The 18,806-nt window shown below is 48.9% G+C and carries 12 protein-coding genes; all 12 read right to left on the bottom strand.

The window, feature by feature from the left end:
* Positions 1-33: 33 nt before the first annotated feature.
* Positions 34-2,682 (bottom strand): molybdopterin-dependent oxidoreductase, encoded by a 2,649-nt coding sequence (locus ACYQ1O_RS12885; protein ID WP_459992217.1) that lies wholly within the window; start codon positions 2,680-2,682, stop codon positions 34-36.
* A 56-nt stretch (positions 2,683-2,738) separates the two neighbouring features.
* Positions 2,739-4,472, bottom strand: a complete 1,734-nt coding sequence (locus ACYQ1O_RS12880) for a bifunctional protein-serine/threonine kinase/phosphatase (RefSeq protein WP_459992216.1) — start codon at positions 4,470-4,472, stop codon at positions 2,739-2,741.
* A 148-nt stretch (positions 4,473-4,620) separates the two neighbouring features.
* A complete protein-coding gene (locus tag ACYQ1O_RS12875; protein ID WP_459992214.1) occupies positions 4,621-6,102 on the bottom strand; it encodes a NarK family nitrate/nitrite MFS transporter in 1,482 nt (493 codons plus the stop codon).
* A 217-nt stretch (positions 6,103-6,319) separates the two neighbouring features.
* A complete protein-coding gene (locus ACYQ1O_RS12870) occupies positions 6,320-6,637 on the bottom strand; it encodes a CcdB family protein (RefSeq protein ID WP_459992212.1) in 318 nt (105 codons plus the stop codon).
* Positions 6,637-6,882, bottom strand: coding sequence for a type II toxin-antitoxin system CcdA family antitoxin (locus ACYQ1O_RS12865; RefSeq protein ID WP_459992211.1), 246 nt, complete (start codon positions 6,880-6,882; stop codon positions 6,637-6,639). The genes ACYQ1O_RS12870 and ACYQ1O_RS12865 overlap by 1 nt, the downstream gene beginning before the upstream one ends.
* A gap of 34 nt (positions 6,883-6,916) precedes the next feature.
* Positions 6,917-8,146, bottom strand: coding sequence for an NAD(P)/FAD-dependent oxidoreductase (locus tag ACYQ1O_RS12860; protein WP_459992209.1), 1,230 nt, complete (start codon positions 8,144-8,146; stop codon positions 6,917-6,919).
* Positions 8,147-8,170: 24 nt separating this feature from the next.
* On the bottom strand, positions 8,171-8,497 hold the full coding sequence (gene nirD / locus ACYQ1O_RS12855; protein ID WP_459992208.1) for a nitrite reductase small subunit NirD: 327 nt from the start codon (positions 8,495-8,497) through the stop codon (positions 8,171-8,173).
* Positions 8,498-8,579: 82 nt separating this feature from the next.
* A complete protein-coding gene (gene nirB / locus ACYQ1O_RS12850; RefSeq protein WP_459992206.1) occupies positions 8,580-11,111 on the bottom strand; it encodes a nitrite reductase large subunit NirB in 2,532 nt (843 codons plus the stop codon).
* 294 nt (positions 11,112-11,405) lie between these two features.
* Positions 11,406-13,757, bottom strand: coding sequence for a hypothetical protein (locus tag ACYQ1O_RS12845; protein WP_459992205.1), 2,352 nt, complete (start codon positions 13,755-13,757; stop codon positions 11,406-11,408).
* A gap of 25 nt (positions 13,758-13,782) precedes the next feature.
* Positions 13,783-16,071, bottom strand: coding sequence for a hypothetical protein (locus ACYQ1O_RS12840; protein ID WP_459992204.1), 2,289 nt, complete (start codon positions 16,069-16,071; stop codon positions 13,783-13,785).
* A gap of 6 nt (positions 16,072-16,077) precedes the next feature.
* Positions 16,078-17,259 carry an O-succinylhomoserine sulfhydrylase gene (locus tag ACYQ1O_RS12835; RefSeq protein ID WP_459992202.1) on the bottom strand — a complete coding sequence of 394 codons (1,182 nt, stop codon included), beginning with the start codon at positions 17,257-17,259 and terminating at the stop codon, positions 16,078-16,080.
* A 29-nt stretch (positions 17,260-17,288) separates the two neighbouring features.
* Positions 17,289-18,797, bottom strand: a complete 1,509-nt coding sequence (gene purF / locus ACYQ1O_RS12830) for an amidophosphoribosyltransferase (RefSeq protein WP_459992201.1) — start codon at positions 18,795-18,797, stop codon at positions 17,289-17,291.
* Positions 18,798-18,806: the final 9 nt, after the last annotated feature.

Below are 18,806 nucleotides of genomic sequence, written 5' to 3'. Positions count from 1 at the left end.
GCCATCAGTGCTTTTGCAACTCGCAGGCTTAAGTTATGGCAACATCGCCTTAATCTCCGGTAGACAAGACCCACAATTCGTTCCCGCTTTTAGGCACACGCCCACTTCCTGATGGCTGGTTAAGCCTTTTTCTTTAATGGTATTTCTAATCGTTTTTTCACCGACATTAAAACAGGCACAGATTGTTGCGCCGGTGTCCGGTGCGCCTAGCGGCGGTACGCCGGTCAGCAAGGCTTTGCGTTCGTCAGGGTCGAGTTCGGTTTTGGCGAACAGGCTGGTTAACCAGCTGCGTTCGGGCAGGTGGATGGTGGGGGCGATCAAGATGACGCTAGCCAATTGTTTACCGACCAGATGGGCGGCGCGGTAATGGCCTGTGCTGCTGTCCTCGTAGGCTTGCCAATGGTTGTCGTCGGTGCAGCCGAATTGGTTTTTCGCCCATATTGACCAGTCGACGGGTAGGCTTTCGCCTGCCAATTCATAGCGGTAGAACTGTTCGCCTTTAATTTTGACGACGTATTCAAGGCCAGAAATCGGCAATTCGTGGCGCGATAACATAAAACCATGCCAAAGCGGTTGGTAGGCTTGGATTTTTACCGGCGTGTGTTTAAGTTCGGGCTGCTTGGAGATCGGGTCAAACACCGGATTGACCAGTGCGCCCATGCGTCCGCGCGTGGCGAGCTGGTCTGTCCAGTGCATCGGCACAAACAGGTTGCCGCGTAATTGGGTGTCGGTGATTTGCACTCTGGCAAGCATCGAACCCCATTGGCTTTCCAGAAAGGCCAAGGTATTGGCGGTCAGTGCATTGCGTTCGGCATCGTCGGCATGGATTTCAACAAACGGTTCGGGTTTGTGCTGGTTGAGTTTGGCGGCGATGGCGGTGCGGGTCATGGTGTGCCATTGGTCGCGCAACCTGCCGGTGTTTAAAGCCAGCGGATAATCGGCATCCGGTGTGAAGACCGGTGGACGGGGCGTGATGGCGATAAATTGCGCTTTGCCGGAGGCGGTAAAAAATCGGCCGTCGCCAAATAGGCGTTCGGTGCCGTTGGGGTGTTCGGCATTGACAGGCCATTGCGTGGGCGGCAGGCTGTTGTAAGCTTCCGCGCTTAAGTGGGCAAAGCCTGAGATGTCAAAATCGCGGCTGCCGTGGTTTTCAAAGCCTGATAAGGCCGCATGTTCGCGGAAAATGTCGGCAGGTTGCTGGTAAGGGAACGCTTGGGCAAAACCCATGCGCCGCGCCACTTGCGTGAGTATCCACCAATCGGGTTTGGCGTTGCCTAAACCAGGAAACAAGGCGCGTTGGCGCGAGATGCGCCGTTCCGAGTTGGTGACGGTGCCGTCTTTTTCGCTCCAGCCTTGCGCGGGCAGTAGCACATGGGCGAGGGCAGTGGTGTCGGTTTGCGCGATGCAGTCGGAGACGACGACAAAATCGCAGCGTTGCAAGGCTTGCTTAACTTTGTCGGCGTTGGGCAAGCTAACGACCGGATTCGTCCCCATAATCCACACCGCTTTTACTTTGCCATCGTAAATGGCATCAAACAAATCGACCGCTGGCAGTCCGGCTTTTTGGGCAATGTTATCGGTCTGCCAAAAACGGGCGACGCGCTCGATGTCTTCCGCATTAGAAAAATCCATATGCGCGGCGAGTTGGTGCGATAAGCCCCCCACTTCCCGTCCACCCATGGCATTCGGTTGTCCAGTCAGCGAGAACGGCCCCATGCCGGGTTTGCCGATGCGTCCGGTAGCGAGATGACAGTTGATGATGCTGTTGACTTTATCGGTGCCGGAGGCTGATTGGTTGACACCTTGGCTGTAAAGGCTCATGACCTTTTCGGTGTTGGCGAACCATTCGTAAAAAGTTTGCACGTCTTCGGGTTTGAGCTGGCAAGTTGCCGATACCTGTTCGAGTGTGGCTTGGTGTGCGGCGACAATTGCGGCATCGAAGCCTTCGGTGTGTTGCGTGACGAAATCTTGGTCGATGGTACGCGATGCGTACCCTGCCAAATAATTCAACAAACCATTAAACAAAGTGGTATCGCTGCCCAAGGCCAAGGGCAGATGCAAGTCGGCAATATCACACGTTTGAGTGCGTCGGGGGTCAACTACGACAATCTTTAGGTTCGGGTTGGCTTCTTTGGCGGCGCGGATGCGTTGGAAACTGACCGGATGGCACCACGCGGTGTTCGAGCCAATCAGTACGATCAAGTCGGCGTAGTTAAAATCATCATAACAACCGGGTACGGTGTCCGAACCGAACGCGCGTTTGTGGCCTGCCACCGAGGACGACATGCACAAGCGGCTGTTGGTGTCCATGTTGCCGCTGCCGATAAAGCCTTTCATCAGTTTGTTGGCGACGTAATAATCTTCAGTCAGCAATTGTCCCGAGCCGTAGATGGCGACGCTGTCTTTGCCGTGCTTGGCGATGGTGTCCATTAAGGTATCGGCAACCCAGTCCAAGGCGGTTTCCCAGCTGGCGACTTTGCCGTTAATGTGCGGTTCGCGCAGACGGCCTTGGGTTTCGACCGTCTCGCCCAAGGCCGAGCCTTTCGAACACAGCCTGCCAAAGTTGGCGGGGTGTTCCAGATCGCCTTTGATGGCTACGCTGCGTTGTTTTTCGTCAACCGTGGCGGTAATGCCGCAGCCAACGCCGCAATAAGGGCAAGTGGTTTTGATGGTGTTTATCATAATTAAGCTAACAAGGTGAAGGTGTTAATGGTGCTTATCGCCAAAAGAAACAGGCTTTACTTTTGAACCAGAAAAAAGAGCAAAACCAGATTGCTGAGCAACAATAGCAATGACAGCCCTTTCCAAAACAAAAACGGATCACGTTCCAAGAGCGGTAAATTTTCCTGGACGCTCAGAAATTTCGGGTTGGGGTTTGCCAAGTCGTATAAAAATTCTGATAAATCGTCATAACGCAGTTCGGGATTCAGTGCCGTGGCTCTTTTTAAGGCACCGTCCATCCAGGCCGGTACCATCGCATTACGGCGCAGGCTGGGCACATATTGCAATTTTGCCAAATTCAGCTGAGTAGGTTTTTCCGGCATCGGCTGGCTAAAAGGCAAAGCGCCGTTCATCATTTCGTAGGCAATCACCGCCAGCGAATACAAATCCGATTTGGCGGTGCCGCGTTGGCCTAGGTGGTATTCCGGCGCGGTGTAGTTGAGTGTGCCTAGCACGTTGTCAGCTTCGCGTTGGCCTAAGGGGATCATTTCAGTAATGCCGGCAATTTTTACCGAGCCAAAGTCGATAATTTTCACCACGCCCGCCGCATCCATCATGATATTTTCCGGTTTTAAATCTTGGTGCAGCATTTCCATACGATGAAACGCCCGCAAGCCTTTGGCGATTTGTTCAATAATGGCGCGGCAGTGTGCCAAATCGGGTTTGGGGTTGGCGGTCATCCATTCCCTAAGCGTTTGCCCTTGCAGCCACTCAGTCACGTAGTAAAGGCAGGATTTTTCACGGTCCGATGCCAATATTTTTAGCACATTACCGTGGTTTAGGCGCTTGCCGGCCCATTCTTCGTGCAGGAAGTGCTCGATGTAATGGGTGTCGTCATCGTACAAAACCGAGGGCGTTTTTAAGATGACGCGCGTGTGGGTTTGGGTGTCGTAAGCACGGTAAATCTGGGTGCGTTTGCTGGCGTGCAATTCTTCTTCTATCCGATAGCCATCCAACAACATGCCCGCTTGCAGGGGCGGCGGAAAGGGCAGGTGGCGGTGGCGGCGGATAATTTCGTCTTCTTTGGCTTCGGGCAAACCGTCTATCCGCAGCAATTGGCAGCTCAGGTTGTCGTCGCTGCCATTGCTTGCCGCCTGTTGGATGATTTGGTTGGCAATTGTTGTTAATGCTTCGCCCGATTGCAGCTGTTTTTTTAAGCTTTTATCGTCGATAAAATCGTGTACGCCGTCGGTGGTCATCAGGAAAATGTCGCCGACCGCTAGCGGCAAGGATTTGTAATCGACATCCAAGCGTGGCTCGATACCCATCGCACGGTTTAAATAACTTTTGTCCTTGTCCACCCAAACGCGGTGGTCGCGGGTGAGTTGTTCCAGATTGCCGTCGCGCAGCAGGTAAATGCGCGAGTCGCCAATATGGAAAATATGTGCCGTCACCGACTTAAGCACGACAATGCTTAAGGTGCTGACCATGCCTTTGGTCGATTGGTAGCGGATTTGCCCTTGGCTGTACAGCCACGAATTGGTGGCGGAAAGGATTTTTTGTCCGGCTTGGATCACCGACCACGAATCCGGTGTGCTGTAGTAGTCGCTTAAAAAACTGGCGACACAACAATGGCTGGCTTGCTTGCCGGCATCGCTGCCGCTCATGCCATCGGCAATGGCGGCGGCAATGCCTTTATGGATCAGCTGCGGGCCTTTAGGGATTAAGGCACCGACAAAATCTTCATTGTCGGCTTTAATGCCTTGGTCAGTGGCGTAAGCAAGGCTGATGGACAGTTGCGCTGGGTTCATATTAAGTTTTTGCCAAGATGGCGCGAAAATTTGCAAGCAATAAGCCTAAAAGCCAAACTTTTTAGCCTTTAGCCTTTAGCCTTTAGCCTTTAGCCTTTAGCCTTTAGCCTTTAGCCTTTAGCCTTTAGCCTTTAGCCTTTAGCTTTTATTAATCCAATTCAATCATCTCCACGGTGCCATCGTCTTGCACTTCCGCCATATGCCCCTTCGGCTCATCAATAAATTGCACGGCGATTAAAATCAGCAAGGCGATGGCGGCGATGATGACAAAAAACTCATGCGGTTGCACAAACGATAATATAGTCAAAAACAACACGCCGCCGACATTGCCGTAAGCGCCCACCATTCCGGCGATTTGTCCGGTCATGCGGCGTTTGATGAGCGGCACAATGGCGTAAACCGCGCCGCAGCCGCAAGATACGAACCACGAGCAAGCCATCGTCAACAGCACGGCAAATACAATCGGCCATTCTGGGCTAATCATTGACATGGCGAAATAACCCGCCGCCAAACCCAAGATGAACACGCTTAACGATAATTTACGGCCAAATTTGTCGCTGATTAAGCCGCCAACTGGTCTTGCAACCAAGTTGATGAACGCAAAGCTACCGCCCAACAAACCGGCTTGTACGGTCGTGACCCCTTGTGATTCATGGAACACGTCATAAAAGAACATAGGCAACATCGACACCACCGCCAATTCCGAGCCAAAGGTGATGAAGTACGCCAAATCTAAAATCGCGACTTGTTTGAATTTGTAACGATGGATGGCTTCAACCGGTTGCTGCAAATGTTCGCGGTTAACTTGGATGATTTTGTAGACGTTGTAGCCGTACAGCAACCAAATGCCGGCATAGATGGCAACAGCAACCGGTATTGACAATAAATTGGCGGCAGCGGATGACGACAGTTTCCACGTCAGCAGCGTTAACGTGGCGTACAAAGGCAAGGTCATCAGCACATAAAACCATAAATCCGCCATGCTGGTCACTTCCATCGCACCGGCTTTTTTAGGCTTAAAGTAGGTGGAGCCTTTGGGCGTGTCGCTAACGCTGAAAAAATAAACCGCCGAATACAGCAGCGACACGGCACCGGTGCAGGCAATGGCATAACGCCAGCCTTCGTCACCACCAAACACCAAGGCTAATGTGGGCAACAAGCCTGCCGCCGCTGCCGAGCCAAAATTGCCCCAGCCGCCGTAAATGCCTTCCGCCAAACCCACTTGCCGTGCCGGAAACCATTCGCCGACCATGCGGATGCCAATCACAAATCCGGCACCGATAAAGCCCGATAAAAACCGCGCCAAAGCCAATTGTTCAAAACTTTGCGCAAAAGCGAACATAAAGCAAGGCAGGCTACCCAAGGCCAATAAGGTGGAATAGGTGTGTTTGGGGCCAAATTTGTCCACCAATATGCCGATGGCGATACGCGCGGGAATGGTCAGGGCAACGTTAAGGATCAGGATGGTTTTCACTTGGTCTTTGCTCATGCCCAAGGTTTTGGCAATCGCCATCATCATAGGCGCATGGTTGAACCAGACGACAAAAGTGATGAAAAATGCCAGCCAGCTGAGATGCAATATCTTGTATGGGCCGCTGAATGAAAAAAGGTTAAAACGTTGCGTTTGCATGAAGTTCCCGGTGTTTAAAAGGGGGTGCCGTTGCTGTTACGGCTCAATTTTTGTAGTTTTTGAGTGAAAATAGGTTTAACGGCCACGGTCGTTTAAGATGGGCAGCCAGGCAAACCCGTTCTGTCGTTCGGGAGAGCCGCCAACATCTGCGGCAGTTCGCGCGGCGCCTGCTTTTGGCGGGGAAACCCAACAAAAGGGCTGCCGAAAGCCGTTTGTTTCAAATGCCCTTCAGCAAAATATCCAACGCATCGGCGATTGTATTTTGTTGCCGGCCCATGTTAAGTACAAACTCGCCTAGTTCTTTCCGGTACATACCGGTAAGTTGCGGGGTCATCATTAGATAAGTATCTGCTTTTATTTTAAAAACAGGGGTTAAGTGGGTAATGCTCAAGTGCCTTTGTACGCTTTCAAGACATAACGGCACCACCATTGTACTGGCTAAATCGACCAATAAGTTGCTTTGTACTTCTAGCAGATAAGGGAAATGGGCTTGGCTATGCGGATTGCTGTTACGGAAAACATCGAACTGTGCCATCAAAAACTCCGTAAACCATCAGCAAACAAGCCCTTTTCTTCAATGTGCCGGTTGTAGTGGGCAATGGCTGCCTGGTTGCTGCTCAGCCATTCGGCGATTTGTTTTTCTTTGATAAGGTCGACCAGCTTTTGCTCTAAGGCGGATGAGAAATTAATGTCCAAGGCTTTGGCTTTTTTCAGCAAATCGGCATTAATGCTGACATTGGTCGGTTTTTTTAGCGCTGAGAGATCATAAAGCGGCTGCATGGTTAACTCCTGTGTGCGAAGTCTGCGGTAAGGGTTAAGGATGTTGTTGGCTGGCGTAGTGCTGACCGAAAATCATGTTTTTACGTATATCGGCAATATCCAAGTCTTGCTCCAACAAACTTTGGTACCAAGCCCCATCCGCCGTATCGCCATACAGAACTGCGCCCTTGAGCTTGTTGTTTTTGACAACCAATTTTTTGTAAACGCCCACACCGGCGTCGGTAAAGTGAATGCGTTCGGATTCTTCGTCACCCATAAAGTCACCTACGGAAAACAGATTGATGCCGGTGACTTTTAATTTCGTGGCGGTCGGCAAGGTCATGTATTCGGTAGTGCGTAGTCCACTTAAATAATTGGCGCAAACTTTGGCCTGCTCAAACAGAGGTGCGACTAAGCCAAAGGTTAGGCCGCGATGTTGTATGCATTCGCCGACTGCATAGACGCAAGGGTCGTAAGTTTGCAAGACATCATTGACGACAATGCCGCGCTCGCAATACAAACCGGCGTCTTGCGCCAAAGCCATATTGGGTTTAACGCCAATCGCCATGACAAATAAATCGCAAGGCAACTCGCTGCCATCTTCGAAGCGGACGGCGCAGATATGATTGTTGTCGTCACTGACCAGGCTTTCAGTATTGGCGGGCATTTTAAATTGGATGCCACGCTGTTCCAGTTCGGCGCGCAGCATCGTACCGGCTTGTTTGTCCATTTGCCGGTTCAACAACACTTCATTGTTGTGGATGACCGTCACGTCCATGCCGCGCAACGCCAAGCCATTGGCAGCTTCCAAACCCAGTAACCCCCCTCCCAGCACCACGGCCTTTTTGTGGCTTTTGCTGTAGGCAAGCATGGTGTTGACATCGACAATATCGCGGAAGCTGATAACGCCTTGCAACTGGCTGCCCGGAAGGGGGGGTATGACTGGCTTGGAACCCGTGGCAATCAGTAACCGGTCATATTCGGCGCTGGTGCCATCACGGGAATGCACGGTGTGACTGCCGCGTTCGATGCGCTTTATGGCTTTTTCGTTACCTGCATAAAGTTTGATGCCATTGCTGGCGTACCAAGGCCGATCATTGATGACAATGTCTTCTATGGATTTTTCGCCAGCCAAAACCGACGACAACAAAATACGGTTGTAGTTGCCGTAGGGTTCTGCCCCAAATACGGTGATTTCGTATTTGTCCGGCACGATTGCCAGCAATTCTTCGACGGTACGCATGCCCGCCATACCGTTACCGATGACGACTAATTTTTGTTTCACATCAATACCTTTGTTTTATCTGCGCTAGCCAATGTCGATCTGGACGTTACCATCAACAACACGTACCGGATAAGCCGGAATTTTCATGGTTTCATCTTCCAAGCACACACCCGTTTCCAAATTGAAGTGTTGCTTATATAAAGGTGAGGCCACGATGGGCTGTCCGTTAATGTCGCCAATCAGCCCACGTGACAGCACATTGGCTTGCCCGAACGGATCGAAATTACTGATGGCATAAGCTTCCTTAGTATCAGCAAAATAAAATACCGCGACTTGCTGGCCTTGCACTAACGCGCAGACACCGGAATTAGGTTGCAAATCAGTTACCGAACACACATCCAACCAAGCCATTACGCCACCTCTTTAAATGATTTTTCTGGAATAAAAAAACATGTTTTTTTACTCCAACGGGTTACGATTGATAAACCCACCATCACGCCACCTCCAGAATTTTGAAATGTTTGCGTTCATCTTCATTGGCAGGACGGATTTGTCCGCGTTCTTCCACGAACACAATGTTGTCGTCAGGCAAATCGCTGTTGACGAATTGGCGGAAGCGTTTCAATTTATCTTCGTTCTCGATGGTGGTCTTCCATTCGCATTGGTAGGTGTCGACCACCCGCGCCATTTGCGCTTCCAATTCCTCGCTTAAACCGAGCTTGTCATCAATGACTACGGATTTCAGATAATCCAAGCCGCCTTCCATGTTTTCCACCCACACCGAGGTGCGTTGCAGGCGGTCGGCGGTGCGGACGTAGAAAATCAGGAAGCGGTCGATGTATTTGATGAGAGTTGCTTTATCCAAGCCAGTAGCGAACAAATCCGCATGGCGTGGTTTCATGCCGCCATTGCCGCAGACGTACAAGCTCCAGCCATTTTCTGTGGCAATCACGCCGACATCTTTGCCTTGCGCTTCGGCGCATTCGCGGGTGCAACCGGACACGCCAAATTTGATTTTGTGGGGGGCGCGTAAGCCTTTGTAGCGGTTCTCCAATTCAATGGCGAGGCCGACCGAATCATCAACCCCGTAGCGGCACCAAACACTGCCGACACAGGATTTCACCGTGCGTAGGGCTTTGCCGTAGGCGTGTCCGGTTTCAAAACCGGCATCCACCAATTCCTGCCAAATCGCTGGCAATTGCTCTAAACGGGCACCGAACAAATCAATGCGCTGACCGCCTGTGATTTTGGTGTAGAGATTGTATTTTTTGCCGACTTGTCCGATGGCGATCAAACCATCAGGCGTGATTTCACCGCCCGCTATGCGCGGCACGACCGAATACGTGCCATCTTTTTGCATATTGGCGAGGAAGGTGTCGTTGGTGTCTTGCAGGCCTAAATGCTCCTGCTTGAGGATGTAATCATTCCAATGCGAGGCCAAAATCGAACCAACGGCAGGTTTACAAATCTCGCAGCCGTGGCCTTTGCCGTGTTTGGCTAGCAATTCGGCAAAGGTTTTGATTTCGCCGATGCGGATCAGGTTGTACAAATCTTGACGGGTGTAAGCGAAATGTTCGCAAATATCGGTGTTGACCTCATAGCCGTGTTTGGCAAGTTCGCAATTTAATACCGATTTCAATAACGGTACGCAGCCGCCGCAACCTGTTCCGGCTTTGGTTTCAGCTTTCAAAGCGTTGACGGTGGTGCAACCTGCGGCGACCGCATCGCAAATCGCGCCTTTGCTGACATCGTAGCAAGAGCAGATTTGCGCGGAAGCGGGCAGGGCATCGGGGCCTAAACCTGCGGGTTCGCCGGATAAGCGCGGCAAAATCAGCGATTCGGGGTTTTCCGGCAATTCAATGCCGTTTTGGCAGTATTGCAACAACGTGCCGTATTCGGCGGCATCACCGACCAGCACCGCGCCCAGCAAGCGTTTGTTGTCGGGGCTGACGACCAAGCGTTTATAAACTTCGCTCGCACCGTTTTGGTAGTGGTAGACCAACGCGCCTTGAGTGCGGGCATGGGCATCGCCGATACTGGCGACATCCACGCCCATGAGTTTCAGTTTGGTGCTCATGTCCGCGCCAGTAAAGTGAGCTTCGCCGCCTGTCAATTCCGCAATCACGGTACGCGCCATTGCATAACCTGGCGCGACCAGACCGAAAATCATGCCGTTCCACAACGCGCATTCACCAATCGCGTAAATATCGGGGTCAGACGTTTGGCATTGGTTATTGATGACGATGCCGCCGCGTTGGCCGATGTCCAAACCGCAGTCGCGGGCAATGTCGTCACGCGGGCGGATACCTGCCGAGAACAGCACGACGTCAGTTTCCAGTTCTTCGCCATCGGCAAAACACATTTTGTTCACGCACGAGTCGCCGTCCACAATCTGCGTGGTGTTTTTGTTGGTGTGCACGGTCACGCCCAAGGCTTCAATTTTGCGCCGCAACACCGCGCCGCCGCCTTCGTCAATCTGCACAGCCATCAAACGAGGTGCGAATTCAACGACGTGGGTTTCTAAACCTAAGTCTTTCAGAGCTTTCGCCGCTTCCAAACCTAACAAACCACCACCAACAACAACGCCGATTTTTCCGGTTTTAGCAGCGGCGGTCATGGCTTCCAAGTCTTCAATGGTGCGGTAAACCAAGCAATTGTCGCGGTCATGACCAGGAACAGGCGGCACGAACGGGTACGAGCCTGTCGCCAGCACCAGTTTGTCGTAATGGACGGTTACCCCTTTTGATGAAGTGACGGTTTTTGCGTCGCGGTCAATGCTGGCGGCGCGGTCGTCTAAATGCAGGGTGATGTTGTGCTGCTCAAAAAATCCATCTTCAACTAGCGATAAATCTTTAGCTGTTTTGCCGGAGAAAAATTCCGACAAATGCACGCGATCATAAGCAGGGCGCGATTCTTCGCAGAAAGTGACGATGTGGTAATCGGCTGCGGCAGGGCTGGCGACCAGTCCAGCCAAGAAGTTTTGGCCGACCATGCCGTTTCCGATGACGACTAATGTGGGTTTCATAAACACCTCTAGGGGTTTTGCAAATGTTCAGGGCAAAAAAAAACGCCTCCCCAACATGCCTAGGCATGTTGGGTGAGACGTCTTTGTCGGTTAAGTTCACCGTTGAACTATAACTGTTTACTCCAGCGTTGGAGTTCTAAGACCATTCAAGCAATAGCCATGCCTAAATGTTAAAAAAAGACCTTTAAAATAAATAATCTATTATATTCAATAATTTATTTTTTTTAGTTGCAAGTATTTACTTCTAAGGGGTGGAGTTACACTTCGTAGATCCTTTATTTTGTTTAAACTGAACTAATCTGGTGCGTTATTTTTGTTTTTCTGGTGCAAAACAATGTTGGAGGCTGTTGAATAAAGTTGAGAGTCGAATTGGTTAAGTAACCGAAGTTTTTTAAGTATGGGTTGAGGGATACTCGATTCGTCAAACTCACTTTCAGCGGTGGAAAATAACGATCTGTCGAGATCTAGTTTTCCGCAAAGCCTGTCTAGGCTGTCACTGTGTTGTTCATCGATACCGATAAAAATAAAATGGTTTTTTAGGTTTTCGATAGCTTTTGTAAGCATGGCTTCGGTACATTCGCCAAACGGTGGATCCATGCCAGAAATTCGGCGTGTGTAAAGGTTGTCCAACGTCTTGGGCTTTTCGTCAAACAATTGCTCCAGTGTATTGAAATTACCTTCTTCTATAGCATGTTTGTGTAAAAGCTCGGCGTGTAAGTAGGTGCGTTTGATGGGGCGGGCAAGCCATATTAAGTAGTGTGCAGCTTCAAGGTCGATTTGTTTGTGGCAACCAAAAATAAGGTTTCCGTAGATCAAGTGCCGCTGCCGGTATTCAGGGAGGATATTGGCGATTTCACCAATGTTTTTTATTCCCATTGTTGGGAACATCATTAAGAGATTTCCGTGTGTTGCTTGCTTAAGCTGTGTTCGTATCTTTGGCTCGATTGTCCCTGGAATTTCTGTAAAAATCCTTTGCTTAGGTGGCTGGGGGTTATTAAGTACCTTCTCTAGTTTGCTTTCAATAAATTGATAAAACTTCTTTTTATCAATGGAATAGCTAATAACGCCAAATGGGTCGGTGTGTGGTTTTGCAGGGGATTTGAATAGCCCGAAGTTTTTATTTAGCCAATTTTTCAGCCGCTCGCCCTTGGGTATCGTGTCTTGTATATACTGGTTGGGTAGCAAATAGACATTTTTGTTGGGGTGAATTTGAATGCCTGATTCCAGGGTGATTTTGGTCAGTTTGGTGTTGAGATGGGCGAAACCGGGTTTTCCTAATAGCAGGGAAACATGTAATGAGCCGGATGCAAAATTGCTAATGAAAAAATTAATTTTGCTGCCGATGACAATTTTAGTGTGGCTATTTTCGCCAATAGTGCTGATGACACCAATGTTGGGCTTGAGTTTTTTCTGGATGGCTTGTGCCAAAAGCAGGTCTTCTTCAACTTCGGGTATTGCTTCGTCAAGCGGTGATACAGGTAATGTCCAGCCATCAATAACAACGGCGAGATCAGGGTAGCTCTCGGCGAGTTGGTTAATTATATAACTGTAACCCTCTACTTGTTCTAGCCAACAGCGTTTTTGGCTTTCAACACCTATCCAGACGATCGGGAATCGTTCTGCGAGAGGGGCTGCCAAGTTTTGTGCTGTTGTTGAAGGCGATTGCAGGACTTTATCAACCAGAAAACGATTGGCAAAGTAGTAGTCGTAATTGCTGTTTCTCAGTGTTCGGTTGGTGCCGAGGTGAAGAAACCATTGTTCTTCATTAAAGGCAAATTCGTTGATTTCATCAGTATTTAATGCCGAGGTTGAGCGGTCAGGAAAAACTTGGCGGAGGTCGCTGTAATCGTAAGGCTTTCGGGTGATGAAATGGGGAATATTGGGATAGATTTCGGGATTGCTATACAGTTGGTATAAAGGTGGCCAATTTTCGTAAAAATAGTGGGCTGGGCGTAAGTGGGAACAGACAATGCCGCCAAATGGCTTGTTGGTGTTGGCGGCATAGTTGACGACAGCAGGGAATTGTTCGGTTAATGTAGCACGCAACCTATTAATACGTGGCGCAGTAATATGGCTTATTATCAGGAGGACATTTTGCAGAGGGAAGTACAAGGCATCATTTGAACTGACGTGCTGTATTAAGAAAAAAGACTGGTTGCCGTCGGTAAATCTTAAGCTGTTCATACCACCTTGCGATTCGTAGCTTTCTTGGCATTCCGCCCTGTTTTTGGAAAAAGGGCTGGGTAAAGACAATTTCCCGACGTTGCTGGCCTGTTGGGCAAGCTCCAAGGCAAAATTTTGGGATTTGCACAGTCTTATCAAGGCAGGTAAATATTTTTGTGTACCCCTTATTTTTGAATAATCGATTGAGGCATTGACATGCATAACGGTTGTGAGGTTAAACGTTAACAGGTTATTTTTGCTCTCCAATTTGGAAAAGCAAGCATTAACGGCATCAAAATGGTCTTGCTCCAGTTTATCCATTTGATTGGTAAAAAAGCAAAATAACGCTTCAATGGCTTTGTCTTGGGTTTCAGTAAATATCTGTTCTTTAGATAAGTTTTTTATAAAATTAGTTATTTTAAAGGTGGTCAGCATTTCAAAGCCCGGGTTACTTTGCCCAATAATTCGGTTAATGGAGGTCATAAATATTGTTTTGTAAGAGAACGGCTTATTTAAAAAATGATACAGCCGTGTTGTAAAGCTGAAGATCGAAAATGTTTAGGTTATAAATTTTAAGATGGCTGGCGTTTATGTCAATTTCACTAACGGATAGCGGTTTTTCGGTAAATAGCGAAGGATCCACATCTAAAATGGCAGCTAAATGACGGATGCTACAATCGTGTTTTTCGTCTATGCCAATAAAAATAAAATGATTTTTTAAATGTTCTATCGCTTTGTTGAGCATGGCTTCACTACATTCGCCAAAAGGTGGATCCATGCCGGAAATGCGGCGCGTATAAAAATTATCCAAGCAAGGATGGCCTTCGTCGATAATGGCCTCCAAATTGCAGAATTTGCCTTTGTTTTCGGCTATTTTTTGTAATTGAATAATATTTAGGTAGGTTCTTTTTATAGGTTCTGCTAGCCAAATAAGATATTGTGCCTGCTGTATGTGCAGTTGGTGATGACAACCAAAAGCAAAGTTTCCATAAATAATGTGGCGCCGCAGATAATCGGATCCAAAATCAGCAAGATCATTTAAGGATTTAATGGCGTGAGATGGATAAACGGTGATGCACTTACCGTTTGTTGCCATTTTTAAATGATCTCTAAATGACTCGTCAATTGACCAAGGGGTTTCCATAAAAATGCGCTGTTGTGGCGGTGCTTGGTCTTCAAGGACTTTAGCTAATTTTGTTTCGATAAAATGGTAAAAATCTCGCTTATTGATGGAATAGCTGGTGCTGCCTGGTTTGCTGCTGGCATTAAGCGGTTCAGTGCGTCGATGTCTTATGATGTTTTCTTCGTTTTTATCCTGGACAAGGTTTTTGGGTACTAAATAAACTTGGTTGTTGGGGTGTAGCTGATCGGCATTTTTTAGCGACAATTCAGTCAGTTGATTGCTAGCGTGACAAAAACCCGGTTTGCCCAAAAGGCGCGATACATGCAGCGAGCCTGATGTGTAGTTGGTGATAAAAAAATGAAGGTGCTTGCCAATCAATAGCTTGGTATGGCTATCGCAGCCTATAACGGAGATGTGGGTGATTGTTGTTGTCAATTGCTTGATAATTTTTTCGGCAATCAAACTGTCTTTTTGTGCTTCCTTAATCGATTTGGCGGATGCGGTTAAGGGTAATGTCCAGCCGTCAAAAATTACCGCCAATTTGGGATAGCGTTGGCTTAGGTTATTAAGGATATACGCATAGCCTTCAACCTGTTCTAACCAGCAACGTTTTTGCCCTTCCACACCGATCCAAACGATAGGGTAGCTGTGTAGTATTTTTTCCTCCAAGGCGCTGGCTTTGCTTGATGGCGAACGGATGGCCCTTTCGACTAAAAACTGGTCGGCAGATTCATAGTGGTGGAAGTGCGGGTAATTGTTTCTGTGTACGCCAACATGGATCAGTATTTGATGTTGTGACAAAACCGCCTTATTAATTTGCGGGCTATCTTGAATGCTTGCTTTTTCAGTTCCCAAGACTACGTTCAGGTCAAGGTAGTCTTGGTTTCTGCGGGTGATAATTTTTTCTATTTGGTTAAAAACAAAGGGCTTATTGTAAATTTTTAAGATAGCAGGCCAAATATCATAAAAAAAATGCGCAGGGCGGACGTGTGAGGCAATAATGCCGGCAAATTTATTTGGCGTACTGGCGTAATTGATGGCTTCGGAAAAATGCTTAATTAGGTGCTGCTGGAGTTGGTGAATGTGTTTGATTTGAAAATAGCAAAAGCAAATGGCTAAGTTTTCCATCGGAAAATATAAGCCGTCGGCAGAAGATATGCGCTGAATTAAAAAAAACGATTGTTGGGCATCGGTAAAGCGCAGGCAATTTATACCTAAGCCAACCTCATAACTTTCATTACAGTAGGCGAGTCCAGCAGAATAAGGGCTAGGCAGGCTAAGCTGTTGTTGGGCAGCGCTTTCGACGAGGCTAACCGGCAATTGTTCGGAAAGGCAATGGTCGAGCAGCTGGCCAAGGTAAGGGCGGCAATGTGCCAAGCTTGGAAAATTGAGCGCCTGTTCAGGGCTGAGCAAGGTTGTTTGGGCGGGAAATTGCGGTGGTTTTAGCCAAGCGGTAAAGGGATGCGGAAAATATTTTTTTACAGCATGGCTATGTTGTTTGGATATTTTTTCGAATTGGTTGCTAAAAAAATAATAAAACGCTTCTGATACTTGTTCTTCCCGTACCGTATAGGCTGGCTGGGGTTTGGGGGCTGTTGAAAAAAACGACGATCTAAATTTGCCTAACGCAATGTTTTTAGCATTTGATGCCGAGCTTGGCTCATCGATCATCATGATTTTTTACAAACCTTTGAGAAGATCCTTTTTAATGTCGTCAATGTTTTCCAAGCCCACTGAAATTCGCACCAAACCCTCTTTAATGCCCGCTGCTGCGCGTGCTTCGGGTGACAATCTGCCGTGGGTGGTGGTGGCTGGATGGGTGATGGTGGTTTTTATGTCACCCAAATTGGCGGTGATGGAAATCATTTCGGTGGCGTCAATTAACCGCCAAGCATGGTCTTTACCGCCTTCCAACTCAAAACTGACAATGCCGCCAAAATGGCTTTGTTGGCGTTTGGCAAGTTCGTGTTGTCCGTGCGATGCTAAGCCTGGGTAATAGACTTTAGCCACGCCAGCTTGCTGTTCCAACCATTGGGCAAGTGCGAAGGCATTGTCGCAATGGGCTTTCATTCGCAGCGATAAAGTTTCTAAGCCGGCAAGGAATATCCAAGCGTTGAAAGGGCTCATTGTTGCGCCGCCCGTACGTAAGTAAGGGTAGATGTGTTTTTCGATGATTTCATCACTGGCAACGACCGCACCACCTACGCACCGGCCTTGCCCGTCGATGTATTTGGTGGCGGAATGGATGACGATGTCTGCACCTAATTCCAACGGTTTTTGTAACACCGGTGTGCAAAAACAGTTGTCGACAATCAACAGGCTACCGTGCTGATGCGCCAGGTCTGCCAAAGCGGCAATATCGGCGATGTCCGTTAATGGATTGGACGGTGTTTCCAAAAACAAAAAACGTGTGTTCGGTTTGATGGCGGCTTGCCAAGCGGTGATGTCGACCAAATCGACAAAATCCGTTTCTACACCAAATTTGCCGAAATAATTTTGGAACAGCAAAACAGTATTGCCAAAGACGCCCCGTGAACACACCACATGGTCGCCTGCTTTCAACAGCCCCATGCCGACCGCCATAATCGCTGCCATGCCGGAGGCGAAAGCCAAGCAGCGTTCACCTTTTTCCATTAGCGCCAAGCGTTGTTGGAAGGCATTGACGGTTGGGTTGGTGAAGCGCGAGTAGATATTGCCGGGTATTTTGCCGGTAAAACGCAAAGCGGCATCTTCGGCATTCTTGAACACATAGCTTGAGGTGGTAAAAATCGGCAAGCTGTGTTCGTCTTCGTGGGTACGCCGGTGTCCTGCGCGAATGGCTTGGGTTTCTAGGGCGTAATTGTTCCAGTCGGTATCGTTCATGGTGTTTGGCAAGCTGGGCTATAGGGTGGCTAATCGCAATTTTGCATTTCGATGATGAAGTTTTCGGAATTGCGGCCTGATTGTGCTGCATCGTTGCGCAAGGCTTCGATACGTTCCAAATAGTTCACATCGATGTCGCCCGTGATGTATTCGCGGCTGAAACACGAGGTGTCAAAATGGGTGATTTCAGGGTTGCCTTTGCCGACGGCAGCTATTAAATCATCCAAATCTTGGTAAATCAGACGGTCAGCACCGATAGCCGTACAGACTTCGTCTTCAGTGCGGTTGTGGGCAATCAGCTCGTGTGCGGCGGGCATGTCAATGCCGTAAACGTTGGGATAACGTACTGGCGGCGCAGCCGAAGCGAAGTAGACTTTTTTGGCACCGGCATCGCGTGCCATTTGGATAATTTGTTCGGATGTTGTACCACGCACGACCGAGTCATCCACCAGCAAAACGTTTTTGCCTTCAAACTCAAGCCCGATGGCGTTGAGCTTTTGCCTTACTGATTTTTCGCGCATTTTTTGACCGGGCATAATAAAAGTGCGGCCAATATAGCGGTTCTTCATAAAGCCTTCGCGGAATTTTACGCCTAGGATGTTGGCCATTTCCAACGCTGCTGTCCGGCTGGTATCTGGGATGGGGATGACGACATCAATGTCGTAGTCGGGCCATTCGCGCAGCACTTTTTCGGCGAGTTTTTTGCCCATACGGATACGGGCTTTGTAAACCGAGATGTTGTCGATGATGGAATCGGGGCGGGCAAAGTAGACGTATTCGAAAATGCAAGGGCAATGGTCGATGGTTTCCGCACATTGCTGGCTGTGCAAGGCACCGGATTCTTCAATAAAAATGGCTTCGCCTGGCGCGATGTCGCGGATCAGTTTAAAGCCCAACACGTCCAAGGCCACGCTTTCGGAGGCGATCATAAATTCTGGGCCCTCTTCGCTATCGCGCTGTCCGAACACCACGGGACGGATGCCATGCGGATCGCGGAAACCTAAAATGCCAAAGCCCGCAATCATCACCACGACGGCATAAGCGCCCCGGCAACGGCGATGCACACCTTTAACGGCTTCGAAGACATCATTAACGTTAAGGTGCAATTTGCCTAAGCTTTGAAGTTCGTGGGCGAATACGTTGAGCAGGACTTCTGAGTCGGAATCGGTGTTGATGTGGCGCAAGTCTTGGATAAACAAGGCTTCTTTCAGTTCTTCAGTATTGGTCAGATTGCCGTTGTGGGCTAAAGTCAGGCCAAAAGGCGAATTCACATAGAAAGGTTGTGCTTCTGCTGAACTGGTGCAGCCGGCAGTTGGGTAACGGACATGGGCAATCCCCATATTGCCGCGCAGTTTCATCATTTGCACGTTGGTGAACACGTCACGGGTCAGCCCCGTGTCTTTACGTAAATGCAAACGACCGTTTTCGCAGGTGACGATACCCGCCGCATCTTGACCGCGATGTTGCAGGACGGTCAGGGCGTCATAGAGTTCCTGATTAACCGCTTGATGGGAAACAATTGCAGCAATACCGCACATGTATAAATT

Source organism: Methylosoma difficile (assembly GCF_054657615.1).
This window is presented reverse-complemented; position numbering and strand designations above follow the sequence as displayed.